This is a genomic window from Bacillus sp. FSL W7-1034 (assembly GCF_038593365.1).
GTDB classification, from domain to species: Bacteria; Bacillota; Bacilli; order Bacillales; family Bacillaceae; genus Bacillus; species Bacillus altitudinis.
On the sequence record NZ_CP151989.1, the window covers coordinates 2,055,403 to 2,072,943 of the forward strand.

General features: G+C 40.7%; 20 protein-coding genes. 5 read left to right on the top strand and 15 right to left on the bottom strand.

The genetic code is table 11. The annotated features are described in order from the left end of the window. Positions 1–38 precede the first annotated feature (38 nt). Positions 39–1,157 carry an NADH-dependent flavin oxidoreductase gene (locus tag NST73_RS10445; RefSeq protein ID WP_024718533.1) on the top strand — a complete coding sequence of 373 codons (1,119 nt, stop codon included), beginning with the start codon at positions 39–41 and terminating at the stop codon, positions 1,155–1,157. Positions 1,158–1,206: 49 nt separating this feature from the next. On the opposite strand, the gene NST73_RS10450 is transcribed toward NST73_RS10445, so the two are convergent. Then, entirely contained in the window at positions 1,207–1,713 is a 507-nt protein-coding gene (locus NST73_RS10450; RefSeq protein WP_008344623.1) for a PTS glucose transporter subunit IIA, read from the bottom strand. Between the two features lie 168 nt (positions 1,714–1,881). Here NST73_RS10450 and NST73_RS10455 point away from each other — a divergent pair, with 168 nt between their 5' ends. Next, a complete protein-coding gene (locus NST73_RS10455; protein ID WP_007500867.1) occupies positions 1,882–2,301 on the top strand; it encodes an Hsp20/alpha crystallin family protein in 420 nt (139 codons plus the stop codon). 21 nt (positions 2,302–2,322) lie between these two features. Here the strand turns inward: NST73_RS10455 and NST73_RS10460 are convergent, their stop codons facing one another. The 3 genes from NST73_RS10460 to NST73_RS10470 form a co-directional block, all read right to left on the bottom strand. Then, positions 2,323–2,754: a YppG family protein gene (locus tag NST73_RS10460; protein WP_025207531.1), complete on the bottom strand. Its 432-nt coding sequence runs from the start codon at positions 2,752–2,754 to the stop codon at positions 2,323–2,325. A 108-nt stretch (positions 2,755–2,862) separates the two neighbouring features. Beyond that, complete coding sequence (locus NST73_RS10465; protein WP_017359730.1) at positions 2,863–3,234, bottom strand: YppE family protein; 372 nt, start codon at positions 3,232–3,234, stop codon at positions 2,863–2,865. Positions 3,235–3,292: 58 nt separating this feature from the next. Continuing rightward, the gene (locus tag NST73_RS10470) at positions 3,293–3,529 is read right to left on the bottom strand and encodes a DUF5446 family protein (protein ID WP_024718530.1); all 237 of its coding nucleotides are present in this window, start codon (positions 3,527–3,529) and stop codon (positions 3,293–3,295) included. Positions 3,530–3,722: 193 nt separating this feature from the next. Between NST73_RS10470 and sspM the strand changes: the two genes are divergently transcribed. After that, on the top strand, positions 3,723–3,827 hold the full coding sequence (gene sspM, locus NST73_RS10475) for an acid-soluble spore protein SspM (RefSeq protein ID WP_017359731.1): 105 nt from the start codon (positions 3,723–3,725) through the stop codon (positions 3,825–3,827). A gap of 23 nt (positions 3,828–3,850) precedes the next feature. Here sspM and NST73_RS10480 read toward each other — a convergent pair whose 3' ends face one another. Further along, positions 3,851–4,807, bottom strand: a complete 957-nt coding sequence (locus NST73_RS10480; RefSeq protein WP_024718529.1) for a DUF2515 domain-containing protein — start codon at positions 4,805–4,807, stop codon at positions 3,851–3,853. Between the two features lie 46 nt (positions 4,808–4,853). On the opposite strand from NST73_RS10480, the gene recU reads away from it, so the two are divergent. Together recU and NST73_RS10490 are read left to right on the top strand one after the other, a co-directional pair. After that, a complete protein-coding gene (recU, locus tag NST73_RS10485; RefSeq protein WP_017359733.1) occupies positions 4,854–5,489 on the top strand; it encodes a Holliday junction resolvase RecU in 636 nt (211 codons plus the stop codon). Between the two features lie 19 nt (positions 5,490–5,508). Continuing rightward, a complete protein-coding gene (locus NST73_RS10490; RefSeq protein ID WP_035702944.1) occupies positions 5,509–8,181 on the top strand; it encodes a PBP1A family penicillin-binding protein in 2,673 nt (890 codons plus the stop codon). 35 nt (positions 8,182–8,216) lie between these two features. On the opposite strand, the gene NST73_RS10495 is transcribed toward NST73_RS10490, so the two are convergent. The 10 genes from NST73_RS10495 to panB all read right to left on the bottom strand — a co-directional run bounded on the left by NST73_RS10495 (position 8,217) and on the right by panB (position 17,402). Continuing rightward, positions 8,217–8,726, bottom strand: a complete 510-nt coding sequence (locus NST73_RS10495) for a YpoC family protein (RefSeq protein ID WP_144679443.1) — start codon at positions 8,724–8,726, stop codon at positions 8,217–8,219. Beyond that, positions 8,723–9,385 (bottom strand): endonuclease III, encoded by a 663-nt coding sequence (gene nth, locus NST73_RS10500; protein WP_144679441.1) that lies wholly within the window; start codon positions 9,383–9,385, stop codon positions 8,723–8,725. Before nth ends, NST73_RS10495 begins: the two co-directional genes overlap by 4 nt. Positions 9,386–9,402: 17 nt before the next feature. Further along, complete coding sequence (locus NST73_RS10505) at positions 9,403–10,107, bottom strand: DnaD domain-containing protein (protein WP_144679439.1); 705 nt, start codon at positions 10,105–10,107, stop codon at positions 9,403–9,405. 97 nt (positions 10,108–10,204) lie between these two features. Beyond that, positions 10,205–11,497: an asparagine--tRNA ligase gene (gene asnS / locus NST73_RS10510; RefSeq protein ID WP_024718525.1), complete on the bottom strand. Its 1,293-nt coding sequence runs from the start codon at positions 11,495–11,497 to the stop codon at positions 10,205–10,207. A gap of 117 nt (positions 11,498–11,614) precedes the next feature. After that, positions 11,615–12,100, bottom strand: coding sequence for a cell wall elongation/penicillin-binding protein regulator TseB (gene tseB, locus NST73_RS10515; protein ID WP_144679437.1), 486 nt, complete (start codon positions 12,098–12,100; stop codon positions 11,615–11,617). 12 nt (positions 12,101–12,112) lie between these two features. Continuing rightward, positions 12,113–12,283, bottom strand: coding sequence for a YpmA family protein (locus tag NST73_RS10520; protein ID WP_008344594.1), 171 nt, complete (start codon positions 12,281–12,283; stop codon positions 12,113–12,115). Between the two features lie 132 nt (positions 12,284–12,415). Further along, positions 12,416–15,208 (bottom strand): ATP-dependent DNA helicase DinG, encoded by a 2,793-nt coding sequence (gene dinG / locus NST73_RS10525; RefSeq protein ID WP_144679435.1) that lies wholly within the window; start codon positions 15,206–15,208, stop codon positions 12,416–12,418. A gap of 115 nt (positions 15,209–15,323) precedes the next feature. Beyond that, positions 15,324–15,707 (bottom strand): aspartate 1-decarboxylase, encoded by a 384-nt coding sequence (gene panD, locus NST73_RS10530; RefSeq protein WP_017359738.1) that lies wholly within the window; start codon positions 15,705–15,707, stop codon positions 15,324–15,326. After that, entirely contained in the window at positions 15,700–16,566 is an 867-nt protein-coding gene (gene panC / locus NST73_RS10535) for a pantoate--beta-alanine ligase (protein WP_144679433.1), read from the bottom strand. Before panC ends, panD begins: the two co-directional genes overlap by 8 nt. Then, a complete protein-coding gene (gene panB, locus NST73_RS10540) occupies positions 16,563–17,402 on the bottom strand; it encodes a 3-methyl-2-oxobutanoate hydroxymethyltransferase (RefSeq protein WP_008344587.1) in 840 nt (279 codons plus the stop codon). The genes panC and panB overlap by 4 nt, the downstream gene beginning before the upstream one ends. Between the last annotated feature and the right edge of the window lie 139 nt (positions 17,403–17,541).

A 17,541-nucleotide genomic window follows, 5' to 3' on the forward strand; every position in this document is an offset into this window, starting at 1 on the left:
ATAGTGAAATGATTTTATCAAGGAAGAAGATGATCAGATTGAAAAACGAATTTAAGCCTTTATTTGAACCTTTTACATTCCCAGGGGGTGCCTCTATTGATGGCCGTTTAGTCGTTGCACCAATGACACACTTCGGTTCTCATGAGGATGGCACGATCTCAAAGGAAGAAATTGATTTTATTACCGCTAGATCAAGCGAAATGGGCATGGTCATCACCGCATGTGCAAACGTAACGCCAGATGGTAAGGCGTTTGAAGGACAGCCTTCTATTGCAAGGGATGAAGATATACCTGGCCTTCAAAAGCTTGCTTCTGCGATTCAAGCGAAAGGAACAAAAGCCATTATGCAAATTCATCATGGCGGCTCTCAGGCTCTCCCTCATTTAGTCCCAAACGGGGATGTCGTTGCGCCAAGTGATGTATTTAAAGATGGAAAACAAATTGCGAGAGCTTTGACAGAAGAAGAAATTCCTCACATCATCGACTCATTTAAAGAAGCAGCAAGGCGCGCAATCCAAGCAGGATTTGATGGGATCGAAATCCATGGAGCGAACGGATATTTATTACAGCAATTCTACTCCCCACATAGTAATCAGCGTACAGATCAATGGGGCGGAAGCGAAGAAAAACGTCTCGCATTTCCAATTGCAGTTGTAGATGCGGTGAAAGAAGCAATCAAAGAGCATGTAACAAAACCATTTATCTTTGGGTATCGATTATCACCTGAAGAACCAGAAACACCTGGTTTAACCATGACAGAAACATTTACTTTAGTGGACGTACTTAAGACAAAAAACCTTGATTACTTGCATATTTCTTTAATGGAGATTGACGCTAAGGCAAGACGTGGTGCTGATACAAGTAAGACGCGGATGGAGTTATTAAAAGAGCGCTGTGGTGACACGCTTCCACTCATCGGCGTCGGCAGCGTCATTACAGCTGAGGATGCACTGAATGCATACAATCAAGGGATTCCACTCATCGCTGTTGCAAGAGAAGTCATTGTTGATCCCGATTGGGCAGTAAAGATTAAAGAAGGCAGAGAAAACGAGATTGAGACCGTCATTAAACGCAGTCAAAAAGACAAGTACATGATTCCAGAGGGTTTATGGACTGTCATGGAAGCAAGTAAAGGCTGGGTTCCAATGGAGGATTAATCTCCTCAATAAAAAAACTACCCTATCAACTCAGGGTAGTTTTTTTGGATTATTTCATTTTCACTGTAAAAAGCTTGGACGTCTGCTTTTCTACAGAGCCCTTAGGTTCTTTGTCAAGATGTTCTACTAAATCACCATTCATGATGACAATTGGTGTCACTGTGCTTGCCGCTTTTTCTTCAATCAGCGCTAAATCACATGTAATGAGAGGATCACCTGCTTTCACTTTATCCCCTTCTTTTATGTGTGCTTCAAAGCCTTCACCATTTAATCCAACCGTTTCAAGTCCGATATGAATCAGAAGCTCAAGCCCCGAGAGTGTTCGAATCCCAATTGCATGTTTTGTATGGAAGAGTTGAATAATTTCACCATCTACTGGCGACACAATGGTTCCGTTTTTTGGTTTTACAGCTACGCCGTCTCCCATCATCTTTTGAGAAAAAACGGGATCTGGTACATCGGTCATATCCATTAACTCTCCATCAACTGGAGAATAAATGACTTCTTCCTTTACATCATCTTGGTTTTTTCCGAAACCGAATAATTTTTTCAGCAATGTTCATTTGCTCCCTTCAAGCTTTGCTTCTAGATCTATTCAGCGTATAAACTTTCACGCCCATACACCTTGCTTCATTCAACACTATTTAATCATAATTTTTTCCTCTCATCAATTGATAACCGCCTGAGCCCCTTTTGCATAGGCTGTAGATGAGAGGTGATTCAAATGAAACATGAAAGTGAAAAGAAACACGAGTTGTTAGCAAATGAAGACATTCTATATGAAGCAATTGAACAATTTTTTGCATCATCGCCGTTTCACGACATTTTAAATAGTGCAGAGGCGCTGATGACCACGAGCCATTCACTTGCATCCATTACAACTGATGTGACAGAAGATGATCAATATGTATATATTGAGATTCGATTTCCAGACCATTTTGTCGAAGGTGATATCGCACTAGAAGTGAAAGCGCAATATTTACACTTATCGGTACAGGAAAAAATCAAAACAGACACGACTTCCTCCTATTCAAGTTTTACCAAAACCATTTTAATGCCTGCAAAAATAGATGAAACCAATATGAAGAGCGTTTGGAAAGATCAATCACTTCGTGTGACTGCGCCAAAACAAACAACCCAATAGATGTATATCTATTGGGTTTTGCTATGCTTTAAAAATACTAGTAAATCCTTTCGCCAATGAGCCCACTTGATTCATTGTACTCATCATTTGTCCAGCAGTATCAAACATTTTATTAAAATCGTATTGCCCATTCGTTTTTTTAAATTGTGACAGCACACTTTTAAATTGAGATGATTGCTGTTTTTGCGGCCTTGGCAAAGGATAAGGATTCATAGGCTGCTGCATAGGCATCATGCCCGGCGGCTGCATTTGCGGCTGATTCATTGCTTCAGGCTGCGGCTGATAAGGCTGGAAGTTTTCCTGATATCCAAAAGGCGGCTGGTTCATTTCACCTTGATATGGGGGCATGAAATATTCTGGAGGCTGCGGAGGTTGCTGCATATCTGGATACGGAAAAGGCCGTTGCTGAAATTGATTCATTTCATAAGATGGTTGGTTTGAATAAGGGAACATGCATCTCGCTCCTCTCGCTCTGAAAACATATTGAAGTCAATGATATATTATGTTCAGGAAGCAGAAGATGTGCCTACAGCAGCCATAAGAAAAACGCAGCCTGTTTCATCAGCTGCGTTTGTTGATTTCTTCTATTAAAAGGTTCAGTGTATAAATCACTGACTCAACTAAATTTTTCACACGAGGTGCATGCTGTTTGCCAAAATAAGATTGCAGCACAACCTCTTTTCCATTTTCTTGGACGGCTTCAAGCTGTTCTTGATGTAAGTATCTAGGTTTGGCCTGATGAATAAATGAGGTAGCAGCAGTAAGCCACTCTTCCATTTGCTGATCAAATTTGACAACGGCCGGTTGAATATCGTTGTAAAAATCATAAACTGGGTATTCCTCTTCTGCCTTTCCCTTTAGGTACTGCTCGTATGCTTCTTCGATCCACGTGATCAACTCTTGTGTATGTTTAAGTAATGTTTGATTATCCAAAGTGTTCACCTCTATGAACCATCCTATCAAACGTTTACTTATTGCTCAAATAGAAAAGCTATCCGGCGTGATATGCGGGTCTTGCCTGCAGCTTATACTCTGCTGCATGAATTTTCAATTCACATTCCTTCACTTCAGATTCAAGACGGTCAATGATTTGTTCTTGCTCCTCTACGGCAGCGTTTTTTGTTTTTTTGACAGCTAAAGACAGTTCTTCTTCCACCGCATCAATCTTTCGCTCAATTTCCTCTAACAACTGCATAATGGATTCTTTTGATACAAATTCGCTCATCATCAGATTCCTCCTTTATCATCTCTCGTTACATTCTCTTTTCTTTTGCCCCCTCCTTCATACATGACAAAACTAGAACTAAATCGCCAATCTAAGTGAAGATAAGCGCAATTTCTTCCATTTCGACACGTGCTTGTCCTTCTTTGTATGATCGCGTCCGATTGTGTAAATTCTAAGGACAAAGGAGGTAGATGTCATGAAAAAGCAGCAAGCACCAAAAGAGCAAAAAACAAAAGGGAAAGAAAACAGTACAGATCAGCTTGATAAAAAGCTCGGCGGCCCTAACCGTCCATCCACGTAAAAAAAGCAGGTACCCCCTGCTTTTTATTTATGCAAAAAATAGTGTTCTAATGAGAAAAGAAAACGAAGCTGCCTTTTTTTATGAAAATACCAGTCGGTCAGCTCAATTTGTTTTGGTAAACGCTCTGCTTCAAACAAGGCTGGACTCAATTTCTTTTGAAACCAATCTTCCCTTTGATCGTCTAATGAATGTGTCATGACTGGATACACCGTTCTGAGGAAAGGGCTTGACCTTCGCGCAATCCCTAAAAACGGTTCAAAATCAAATCGAGATCCCGTATGCGGCACGGTATGCAAAAAATGATAAAAATCCGAAAACAAATCGGCTCGAAACAATAGTTTTGCTAGTTTTTTCCCTAACGTAATGCGCTCTTTTACTTGGGAAAACTTTCGTATGGTTAACCCATACAAATGCCCGTCTACTGTCGGAAAAACGACGGTTTGAAAATGTGCCCACTCGCTGAAAAGATATTGAATCGAGTGAAAAACATTCTTTTTCAGGAGAGGATTTTGTATAATAGGAGATTGTATAGTATATTGTTCATTTATGATGAGTGCATGCAGCAGTCGCTCTGTGTCACGCGTTTGCCAAAATCGTTCCCACTCAGCGCTCATAAAACGAGACACACCGAAATGGGGCAGCAGATGAAATAAAGGTTTACGGCACCTTTTTGACCATTCATACAAGAGAAGCTGCGGGTAAGCATCTGAAAAGATCAACCAATTCGCTCTTTCATATGCTGTAAAGAACAGATGCCCTTGCTGATCCGTTAAACCCGGATGAAAGAGCTCGCCTTTTAAATCTGTCATCGACCATCCAGCATTTCTGGAGACAAAAGAAGCAAGCAGAGACCATTTCATCTCTGGATGACGGTCATAAAAGCGCTTGTACGCATTTGTCCTTGTCAGGTTATCCTTATTTTTCGCTTTCGTTTCATGTAAAATATGCTGGGTAATCATGTGCTCTTGTTGTGACAACATGGTGATCTCTCCAATACAAAATGCATTAAAAGGAGGCTGAAACTTGATGATTCGGTATCCTAACGGAAAATCGTATCAGCCCATTCAACAAATTGGGACAAAAAAAAGAATCAGCGGCGAATCATCTTATAGTAACCGCGGGATGACGCTTGAAGCTGACTTAAATGAAACGAACCAGTACTATTTGGTCAACGGGATCGCAGTCATTCATAAAAAGCCTACCCCTGTTCAAATTGTCAATGTGGATTATCCAAAAAGAAGCGCTGCTGTCATTAAAGAAGCCTATTTTAAACAATCCTCCACAACAGACTACAACGGGGTATACAAAGGGCGTTATATCGATTTTGAAGCAAAGGAAACCAAAAGCACCACCTCGTTTCCGCTCAAAAATTTCCACGACCATCAAATTGAGCATATGAAACAGGTTGAAAAGCAAGGCGGTATTTGTTTTGTTATTATATCCGCATTTGGTTCCGTTTATTATTTGTCCGCTACTGACCTCTTCTTCTTTTGGGAGCGGCAGCAGCAAAACGGCCGTAAATCCATTAGCAAAGATGAATTAATGGAAGCAGGTCACCTCATGACACTTGGATATTCGCCAAGAATTGATTATATTAAAGTAGTGGAGACACTTCATTTTTCGGATGACAGCAAGCAACATTTACGTTCGAAAAAGGTTTAACACGAAAGGTTGAGATGTGATGTCTGATCAATTTACAAGTCGTGAACAGCGACGTAAAGCAAGTCAAGAAAACAATAAGAAGCAAAAGAACAAAAAAGGCAAAAAGAAAGCAGGTCTATTTAAAAAAATATTTTTATCTTTACTCGTGATCGGTCTTCTTTGTTTAGTAGCCGGAATCACAACTTTTGCCGTTTTTGCATCAAGCGCTCCTTCTATTGATGATAGCAAGCTAAAAACGCCGTATTCTTCAAAACTTTACGATAAAGACAAAAAAGTCTTTGCAGAAGTCGGGGCGGAAAAAAGAACGTATGTCTCGATTAAAGATATACCCGACGTGGTAAAAGACGCGTTTATTGCAACTGAAGATGCACGTTTTTATAAACACCACGGGATTGATCCTATCCGTATTGGCGGTGCTCTTGTCGCAAACGTCGAGGACGGTTTTGGAGCAGAAGGTGGAAGTACGATTACACAGCAGGTTGTGAAGAACTCCCTGCTTAACAATCAAAAGACGTTAAAACGTAAAGTACAGGAAGTATGGCTCTCGATTCAACTTGAGCAAAAATACTCTAAAGATGAAATTTTAGAAATGTATTTAAACCGTATTTTCTTCTCTCCTTATGCTTATGGTGTTGGGAAAGCGGCTGAACAATTTTTCGGAGTGACAGATTTAAATAAACTAACTGTTGCACAGGCTGCCACACTTGCAGGTATGCCGCAAAGTCCATCTGCCTATAACCCAGTGAAACATCCAGAGGCTGCGGAAAAACGCCGTAATATCGTTTTAGGCCTAATGAAAAAACAAGGCTATATTTCAGAGAAAGAGTATGAGGAAGCAAAAGCAACACCTGTCAGCAAAACAGTTGTTTCAGCTGATAAATATAAGAGTCAAAACTCAAGTAAGTACTCTGCTTATATTGAAGAAGTCATGGAAGAAGTACAGAAAAAAGCCAAAGTAGATGTATCAACAGATGGATTAAAAATCTATACTTCTCTTGATCGAAAAGCTCAGGATCATCTGGATGACATCATCAATGGGGATTCAGCCGGATTTACGAAAGGTATGCAAGCTGGAGTCACCCTGCTGGATACAAAAAATGGTGAAATTCGTGCCATTGGTGGTGGTCGTGATGTGCCAGCCGGCGGCTTTAACTATGCCACTGATGCAAAACGCCAGCCGGGATCTACAATTAAACCAATTTTAGATTACGGTCCTGTAATTGAAAACAAAAAATGGTCAACATATCAGCAAATTGATGATGCGCCTTATACGTACTCTAACGGTACACCAATTAACAACTTTGACAGAAGACACTTAGGGAAAATGTCGATGAGAAGTGCTTTGGCACAATCACGAAACATCCCTGCTTTAAAAGCTTTCCAAGAAGCTGGTACAGATAATGCTGTTCAATTCGCCAATAACTTAGGTTTGGACTTACCTTCTGACATTCCTGAGTCTTACTCAATCGGCGGATTTGACGAAGGTGTCTCATCTCTTAAAATGGCTGGTGCATTTAGTGCATTCGGTAACAACGGATACTATAATGAACCGCATGCCGTAACGTCTGTTGAATTTAATGACGGGACGAAGCTTGACTTAACACCAGACTCTAAAGCAGCCATGAGTGATTACACTGCATTTATGATCACAGATATGCTGAAAACTGCTGTACAATCTGGAACAGGTACACTCGCACAAGTACCGAATGTTCAAGTAGCTGGTAAAACAGGTACAACCAACTTTACACAAGATGATATTAATAAATACAACATCCCTTCTGGCGGGGCGAAAGATTCATGGTTTGTCGGTTACACGCCGCAATACACAGCAGCTGTGTGGACCGGAATCGGCAACTCAAAAGATGCAGACGGCAAAATGTGGCTCACGGATTATGAACAACGTGTTGCCAAAGTTGTCTTCCAGAAATTAATTTCTCAAATTGATGATGGAAGCGGCTCATTTGAAAAGCCAGACAGTGTCGTTGAAGCAACGGTTGAAAAAGGATCAGATCCAGCGAAGTTAGCTGGACCAAACACACCAAGTGATAAGAAGACAACGGAATACTTCGTCAAAGGAACTGTCCCAACAAAAGTTTCTGACACATATGAAAAGAAAGAAGCTGACAAACCATCTGACTTAAAAGCGGTGTATGATGAAGAGAAAAAGTCGATTACACTCACTTGGGGTTATGATGACGATGCAGATGCAACATTTAATGTGAAGCAAGCGGTCGATGATGGAGGCTATAAAGACATTCAAAACAGCTCTTCTAAAGAAGCCGTCATCTCTGATGTGAAGCCAGGATCCACCTATAAATTCCAAGTGACAGCGACTGTAGACGATGTCACAAGTAAAGCTGCTTCTACCTTCCTCACCATTAAAGATGACGAAGAAGAGGAAGAAAAAGCAGATGATGAGAACAAAGAAGAAGAAGAGCCACAGCAACCTGATGATGAGCAAACAGATCAAACAGATGATAATCAAAACCAAGGCGGCACTGATGAGCAGAAGCCTGATGATAAAAAAGATCAAGGCGGAAATACCGAAAATGGTGATGGCTCAGACAGTACAAATGGAAATAGCAACTCACAGAGCGATGCCAATAAAGATAAAAAGAAAGACGACGAGAAAGCCAATTCTCAAAGCTCAAATACTCAGTCAAATTCTACTTCTCGCAAAGAAGACGAATAACAAAAAAGCACTTGCCGTATGTGGCAAGTGCTTTTTTAACGATTTTGTTTTAACTTTCTGAGTGCTTCGTATTTTCCATACTGCTTTTTGAGCTCTGTGTATAACTCGTCCAATTGAATAAAGCAATGATATTGAGTAGGTTTAAGTAAAATAAACTCTAATCGTTCTGTCCAGTTAATGGGGGCTACTGGAAACGTCTGTTGTTTGATTTCCTCCCAATCAAAGGTTTGAAGCTTCTCTCCTTTGATCCAGTAAAACATTGCAATCATACTGACAATGCCTTGCAGCATATCATCCTCTTCACACCGAGATTTTCTCGTTTGAAAGCGAGGAAGCATGTTGTCTTTTAATTCATTCCACAGATCAAACATCAAAGGAACAAATTCTTCCGTTTTCTGCCACGGTTGCTCATCTAGTAAAGGTTCTGAAGATAGATCAAATGCGAGTGGATTCATTCTTAATATATCCTTTTTTTCGCCGCTTATCTCTACCTTTTTCTCTTTTAGCTTTTCGACATATGAGGTGAAAACAGCTGCTCCGCTCATGCCAGCTTCACCAGCCCTTTTTTCAGCCTCTTCTGCCCTTCTCTGCACATATCAAGAAGTGGACAAGATTCACACTGTGGCCGCTGCGCCTTACAGTGATATCTGCCGAAAAAAATGAGACGATGATGTGTCACGGACCAATCCTCTTTTGGCACCTTCTTCATTAAGGTTTGCTCTACCTCAAGAACAGAATCCTTCCAGCGGCAAATCCCAAGTCGTTTGCTGACGCGCTCGACATGTGTATCTACTGCAATGGCGGGAATTCCAAAAGCGACAGATACAACGACATTTGCTGTTTTCCGTCCAACCCCTGGAAGCTTGATTAGCTCATCTCGATCTCTTGGCACTTCACCGCCATAATCTTCAATCAGCATTTGGCTTAATTTTTGAATGTTTTTTGCCTTATTACGATAAAGACCGATCGAACGAATATCCTGCTGCAACTCTTCAAGCGGCACACTTAAATAGTCTTCTGGTGTTTTATATTTTTGAAATAGATGTTTGGTCACTTTGTTCACTAAAACATCTGTACATTGCGCTGAGAGTGCGACAGCAATCACTAGTTCAAATGGATTGGAATGAACAAGCTCACACTCAGCTTCTGGAAACATATCTCCTATAATATATAAACATTCATTGATTTGTTTTTTTGATAACATGCCTTCTCCTTTATTGGTTATTGTTCCAGCCAATTATAAAAAGGAACTTGTCTTTTATATGAAGATGTTTCTTCTTTTGAAGGTGGGGCTTTTTGCTGCGAACGGAAATGCTGGCTATGCTCTTTCGCTTCTTCCACTGTTTTCAGCCCTTTCTTTTTCCACTCAAACAATATTCGATCGATATAGCGAAAATTTAATTTTCCTGATAAAACGGCTTCTCTTAGAGCAAGACGAATCATCTCAGCATCATGATGGTCTTGGTCCATCCAGATCGAGAGTGTCTCCCCTTCAAGAGGAGAAAGTGGTCTGCCAAACTCATCTTCAAATAGCGCATATAAAGATTTTTCAGCCTGCACATGATTTTTTTGCAGGTCTTTCGCCTGTTTTGCTTCTAAAAAGTCATACAGCACACCCCATAAGGGTTCTACCGAGTACCGGTCATGCTGAATACCAGACCTGTCTTCAAACGGCTGGATCGAAATAAACCCTTTTTGAATCAAATACTGCACCATATAAGCACATTCTTCGGCCGAAATGGTCATACCATGTGAAAGCTCTTCAAATGTTTGAAAAAAGACGCCTTGTTCTTCATTCATTTTAATCTTTAACATGACCATCATTTGTGATTCATTCAGTCCTAATTGCTCATAATGGGCAATCAGCAAATTAGGCAAACTGGTCGAACCCATTTTCTGCATATCTATAAATTGCTGCCTTTTCATCGGATACACCTCTTCACTTTCAGTATATCACGTTTTCTCATACGTGCTGCCCTTAAGACGTTTGAAAAAGCCTCCATATGTTGGAGGCTTTCACGTCTTAAGGATATAAACGGTTTAATAATCTTGGGAATGGAATTGTTTCACGCACATGCGGCGCTCCGCTAATCCAAGCAACTGTTCGTTCAAGTCCAAGACCAAAACCTGAATGTGGTACAGAACCATACTGTCTTAATTCTGTGTACCATTTGTACGTTTCTTGATCTAACCCATGTTCTTTTAGTCTTGCTTCAAGCAGATCTAAATCATGAACACGTTCAGAACCGCCGATAATCTCTCCATAGCCTTCTGGCGCAATTAAATCTGCACAAAGGACGACATCATCACGGTCTGGTGCAGGCTGCATATAAAATGGTTTTAATGAGGTTGGGTAATGAGTGATAAAGACTGGTTTATCATAGCTTTCAGCGATCGCTGTTTCATGCGGCGCACCGAAATCATCTCCCCATTCGATGTCATCAAATCCTTTATCCTGCAAGAATTTAATCGCTTCATCATATGTGATGCGCGGGAATGGTGCTTTGATGTTTTCTAATTTTGCTGTATCACGGCCAAGTGTGTGCAGTTCTACTTTACAATTTTCAAGTACACTTTGAACAACGTGAGACACATAATTTTCTTGGTACTCAAGGTTCTCATTAAATTCAACAAATGCCATCTCAGGCTCGATCATCCAGAACTCGATTAAATGACGTTTTGTTTTCGATTTTTCTGCTCTAAATGTTGGACCAAATGAGAATACTTTTCCTAGTGCCATTGCAGCAGCTTCCATGTAAAGCTGTCCACTTTGAGAAAGGTACGCATCTTCATCAAAATATTTAGTAGCAAACAGCTCTGTTGTTCCTTCTGGAGCACTTCCTGTTAAGATTGGCGGATCCACTTTCACGAAGCCTTCTTGATGGAAAAACTCATATGTAGCACGAATAATTTCATTACGGATTTTCATAATGGCATGCTGTTTTTTAGAACGCAGCCATAAATGACGGTGATCCATTAAGAATTCTGTTCCATGTTCTTTTGGTGTAATTGGGTAATCTGTTGCTTCGTGAATCACTTCAATGGATTTCACTTGTAATTCAAAACCAAGTGGTGAACGTTCGTCTTTTGTTACTTGTCCTGTGACATAGACCGATGTCTCTTGTGTCACTGATTTCGCAAGCTTAAAGACTTCCTCTTCCACCTCTGCTTTTACAACGACTCCTTGAATAAAGCCTGTCCCGTCGCGAAGCTGCAAGAATGCAATTTTCCCGCTTGAACGTTTATTGGCAATCCATGCGCCGATTGTTACTTCTTCATCGACGTGTTTGAACACTTGATTAATAGTTGTTTTCAACATATTTCCCTCCAAAGCCAGAAAGAAACTCACCTTGTTTAGATAGGTGTGATTCTTTTTTCATACATTTTATTATAACCGTTCTAAATCAGCATGGTCAACGCAAGACAGAAGAAACTATGGTGTTAAATTTTTTTCCACTCGTCCTGTCGTAAAATCAACATAGCTGAAACTATATTGGTTGTTCTCATTTAAGTACGTTACTTCCCAAAGGAGGACGTCACCTTCTCGTGCTAATTGAACATTTTTTAGCTTAGAAATGGTGTTCTCCTTTTGAACGGCTTGTACTGCTTGGTTTGAAGTAATGCCTTCTTTTGCTTTTTTAGCAATGACTTTTTCTTTTTTGCTGGCAGGTACCCACACATAGATCGCTTCGTTTTGTTTGTTTTTACCTTCCACAATAAATTGCTTTTCTTTCCCAACAAAGGTATCCACTTGCTCTACTTGTTCTATTGATGCTTGCTTTTTTGCTCGTTCAATCGCTGCCTCATGACCTTCTTCTTTTTGTCCCATGGCAATTTGATAAATCCACGAAAAGCTAATGATGCCAATGAGTAAAACGAGCGCAGCAATGGATGAAATAATCCAAACTATTTTTTTCATGTCAAGCTTCCCCTATGTGCGATATATGGTAAATATCGCTTGATTTTGATCTTCTTGATCTAATGCTAATCCAAACATAAGATCTTCCCTTTTAAGCGTTCTGTTCAGCAAATCGACGATTTTGTATAGGTCTTCTGAATGCTTAATTTGAACAGTTGAAAGTACCTCTATTTTACTTTCCACTTCTAATTCCTCCTCGGTACGTAAATATTGTTAGTCATACTTTTCAATGTGAGAACCGATACTATTTTTACAACGGAACATAAAAAGCCGTTACGATAAATTAACTCCAAACCCACACCAGTGAAAGGCCGCTTATGACAGCGGCTTTTCGTTGTTAAGCTTTTCTATATACGCCTCAAGCGACTCTTTGGACATCTCGTGAACTGGCGCATGATGAAGTGATTCTAAAAATAGTTTTCCATACGAAGCGGTTTTCACTCGGCGGTCTAAAATCAGCAATGTTCCGATGTCTTTTTCCGAGCGCAGCAAGCGGCCTGCTCCTTGCTTAAAAGTTAACACAGCTTCCGGGAGAGCGACGGCTTTAAAGGGATTCTTCCCCTGTTTTTTTGCAGCTTCACATTTTGCTTCAATGAGCGGTGAATCGGGTGGTCGGAAAGGAAGCCTTGCCATAATGACGGTCGTTAGCTCTGAGCCAGGAAAATCCACACCTTCCCAGAAACTCCCTGTTCCTAGCAAGATGGCCTGCTTAGCCAATTTGAACATTTTTGTCAATTTTACAGGGCTCCCGCCTGTCAAACCTTGAGCAAACAATGCCGATTGCATACCTTCTGATTTCAGCTCTTCATACACTGCTTTTAACATCTCATGTGAATTAAATAACACCAATATTTTCGCTTGATCCTGTTTTTCCATGATCTTAATATATTTTGCAGCTTGCTTCACATATTCGCGTTCATCACGGTTTGTGATCGGCGGCATGTCAGCAGGTACAACGACCTTAAGCTGTTTTTCAAGTTCAAAAGGTGAATCAATTTGGACAAGGTGTGGGTAAAAATCTTGCAGGCCAAAACGTTCCAAGCAATAATCAAAGCGTTGATTGATGGTAAGCGTCCCTGATGTGAGGACAACGCTTTTTTTGTTCATAAAGAACCGATCAGCTAGCAGCTCCCCTGTATCCAGCGGCTGCGCGTGCATAAAGACAGCATTCTTGGCACCCTTTGCATCAATCTCAATCCAAACGGTTTCATCATTGTTTGGTTCAAAGATAAACCGGTACAGCGTACTGCAGAATGTCTGCATAAATGACATCACTTGATCGTATTCTTCTGCTTCAAATGCAAAGTGTTCTATGAACTGATCACTTTTGTGAAGTAACTCATTTTTTTGCTGCTCATACAGTTTCTCACAAGCAATCAATAACGAACAAAGCTTACTCGCTGATTCTTTAATTCGGACCCACTGAGCATGTTTTGAATGATGACGGACTCTATGAATGAGACGATTGATGTCCGCTTTTGGTTTTGTCCTTTTGACAAAAGAATGTACGGTACTAAAAAATGCGTCACTTTCCATCTGAAGCTGCTGAAGATACTCGTCCATTTCAATAAAGGTGTCAGTTGATAAACCTGCCCCATGAAATCTCTTTTTCAATTTCTTAAGCAGCCCGCCATGCAAAGAGCCAAGCTGCGTTAATTTCGCATGAAGCTGGATATAAGACGCACTGTCACCTAGCGTTTCATTGGCTGTTTTTTCAAATTGGTGGGCCTCATCAATCACATAGACATCTGCATGCTGAAAGATAGAAGCTCCTTCTGTTTGAGATAAAAGCAGACGGTGATTCGTCAAAATTAAATCAGCGGTTTGAGCCTTTCGTTTAGCCCGTTCATAAAAACAATGTTCTTTAAAACGGCGTTTTTTCGATGTAAATGGCATGTGCACACAAGAGATACGGTCTTTTATATTTGCAGCTCCTGACGGTAAATTCAGTTCAGACAAATCACCTGTTTCAGTGACAAGAAGCCACATTAAAATTTGCGCTTTTGTTAAGACAACATCATAGTTATCATCTTCCTCATGCAAGACATGCTCAAACTTATCTAAACAAATATAATGTGCCCGCCCTTTAAACACACAGGCGGCTGGCTCAAATGGGAGCAATTGCTTGAGTAGCGGAACATCGCGCTGAAGCATTTGCTGCTGCAGTAAAATTGAATATGTACTGATAATGACAGGTTTTCCTGATTTCTTTGCTTCTAAAGCAGCTGGTATAAGATAAGCGAGTGTTTTCCCGATTCCTGGCGCCGCTTCAATTAACGCATAAGCTCTTTCATGGAACGCATCTCTTACTTTGTTCATCATCGTGAGCTGGCCTTCTCTTACTTCATAGCCTTCTAATGTTTGAGGAAGTTTCTCTTTTATCTCCTCAAACAGTTGCTCGTCGTCAGCGCCTACTGCATATGTCGATTCAGTGATAGGATTGGTCACATCTTTCACAGCAAAAGATCCTACTTCTACAAGCGAATCATCCTGACTAGAGTGATTGGTTTCAAGCTGCTTAATTAAAAGTCCTATATCACTTAGAAGATAAGAGGATAATCTGCGCAGCTGTTTTAACACATTTGGCGGTGTATTCCTTAATTGATGTAATAAGGTTAAAAATAACATGGCAGTAACTTCCGCATCACTATCCGCTCTGTGCGGGTGGTCATGTGGAAGCATGAGCTCTTCGCTTAATTCAGTTAGCTTATAACCTTCAAGCTCAGGATAAAGAATTCTAGAAATTTCAACCGTATCAATCGCTAGCACATCCAGCTCATTTTTCCCGCATGCTTTTAGTTCATCGTTTAAAAAGTTCAAATCAAAATGAACATTGTGCGCAACAAAATAAGCGCCCTGTATGAGATCATACACCTCTTGGGCAATGTCCTCAAAAAACACCGCGTCATCAACCATGTGCTGCTTAATACCTGTCAGCTGTTCAATAAATCCAGGAATCGTTTTCCCTGGGTTCACATATTTTGAATACCGTTCGACAATTTGTCCATTTTCAATGACCACCGCAGCAATTTGAATGATTTTATCACCTTTTTTTGGTGAATTCCCGGTGGTTTCAATATCAACGACAACAAACCTTTGATCGGTCATAAAATGGACACCTCAATTCCTCGTTCCACTCATAGTGAAACACACTCTGGGCAATATAGCTGAAACAGAACAGCTTCCTTATGATGAAACTGTTCTGTTTCCATGTGAGCGTGCGTTATAAAATCGTTCTCGCAGGCTCTTGCCCAATCATTTGTTCAATTTGATTTTGTTTATTTAACACGACCACTTTAGGTGTGTGCGATTTCGCTTCTTCCTCTGACAACATCCCATAAGCGATAATAATGACTTCATCTCCTGGCTGAACCAATCTTGCTGCCGCACCATTTAAACAAATGACACCGCTCTTTCTTTCTCCAGGGATGATATATGTTTCAAGTCTAGCACCATTGTGATTATTAACAATTTGCACTTTCTCATTTGCCATCATGCCTGCCGCATCAAGCAAATCTTCGTCGATAGTAATACTGCCTACATAGTGTAAGTTTGCTTCAGTCACTGTCGCTTTATGAAGTTTCGAGGTCATAAAAGTTCTATACATGTTTTTCACCGCTTTCAGGAACATGGAAAATCACATTATCAATCAGTCTTGCCCGGGAGAACTTCACAGCAATGGCAATGATCACTTGGCCCGTTATGTGCTGAAGGGGTTCAAGCTCTGGGTAGGAGTAAATGTCAATATAATCGATTTCTCCACTCGTTTGAAGAATCTCCTCTTCCACTAATTGATAAATACGATTTACATCATGTTCACCATTTTCTACAGCTGTCTGTCCTTTTTTTAATGCCCGGTATAAAGCAGGTGCTTCTTGCCTTTCTGTTTCAGACAGATACACGTTCCTTGAACTTTTCGCTAAACCGTCTTCTTCTCGAACAGTAGGAACAGACACAAGGTGAAGATCAAAAAAGAAATCCTTGATCATCGCATCGATAACAGCGACTTGCTGTGCATCCTTTAGACCAAAGTATACATTGGTTGGTGCGACAAGGTGAAACAGCTTTGTCAGCACCGTGACAACGCCGTCGAAGTGTCCTGGGCGTTTCTTCCCGCATAAGACGTCTGTACGCTTTTGAACAGTCATCGTAATCGATGGCTCATCTTTGTACATTTCCTTCACATCAGGTGTAAATAATATATCTACTCCAGTTTCTTCGGCAAGACGCTGGTCTCTTTTCATATCTCTTGGATAGGATTCAAAGTCTTCATTCGGTCCAAATTGTAATGGATTAACAAAGATGCTCATCACTACGATGTCATTTTGATCTCTTGCTTCTTTTGCAAGCGTAAGATGTCCTTCATGAAGGAAACCCATTGTAGGGACAAATCCAATGGAATGCTGCTTCTTTTGATGCTGCTTGATCATTTCTTTTAGTTCATGAATATGGGAGACAACCTTCATTCCTTGATCCCCCCATATAAACCATCAAGGACTTCTTCTTTCATATGAAAGGTATGAGCATCCTCTGGGAATGTGCGTGCTTTTACTTCTTTTGTATATTGTATGAGCGCTTCTTCTAATACAGCATCGATTTGCGCGTATTGTTTCACAAATTTAGGTGTTCTAGACACGCCGTACCCTACCACATCATGGTAAACGAGAACTTGTCCATCTGCTTCAGCCCCTGCCCCAATTCCGATCACAGGAATCTTTAGCATGTCAGTAATCCGTTTTGTCAGTTCACCAGGTACACACTCTAACACAAGAGCGATGGCGCCTGCTTCCTCGCATTTCAGACTATCTTCAATCAATTTCTGTGCACTCTCTTTGTCTTTTCCTTGCACTTTATAGCCGCCAAGGACACCGACTGATTGAGGGGTCAGCCCTAAATGGCTTACAACAGGAATACCGCCTCTTGTAAGTGCTTGGATAGATTCAAATACTCCGTCTCCACCTTCAAGCTTTAAGGCATCAGCACCGCTTTCTTGCATAATGCGTGCTGCATTTTTCATCGTTTCTTCTAAAGAATAATGATAAGACATAAATGGCATATCCGTCACAACAAATGTGTCTTTTGCGCCTCTTTTGACTGCTTTTGTGTGATGAATCATATCATCCATCGTCACTTGCACTGTGGAATCAAGTCCAAGGACAACCATCCCAAGTGAGTCACCAACTAAGATCATGTCGACTTCCGCTTTTTCCGCTTGCTTTGCAGCTGGATAGTCGTATGCTGTCAGCATCACAATAGGTTCGTTTTGTTCTTTCATTTTGAAAAAATCTAACTTTGTCTTCATTTGTTCCTCCTCATTCTGGAGAGGAGATGGCTTGTCTGATCTCACACGCTTTTATCTCTCATGTGCAGACGAATCATCCCTCTGTCCAAGTCCCTTAGGATCAAGGCAGAAATTTATCGAATTTTTCTTCCTAACAGGT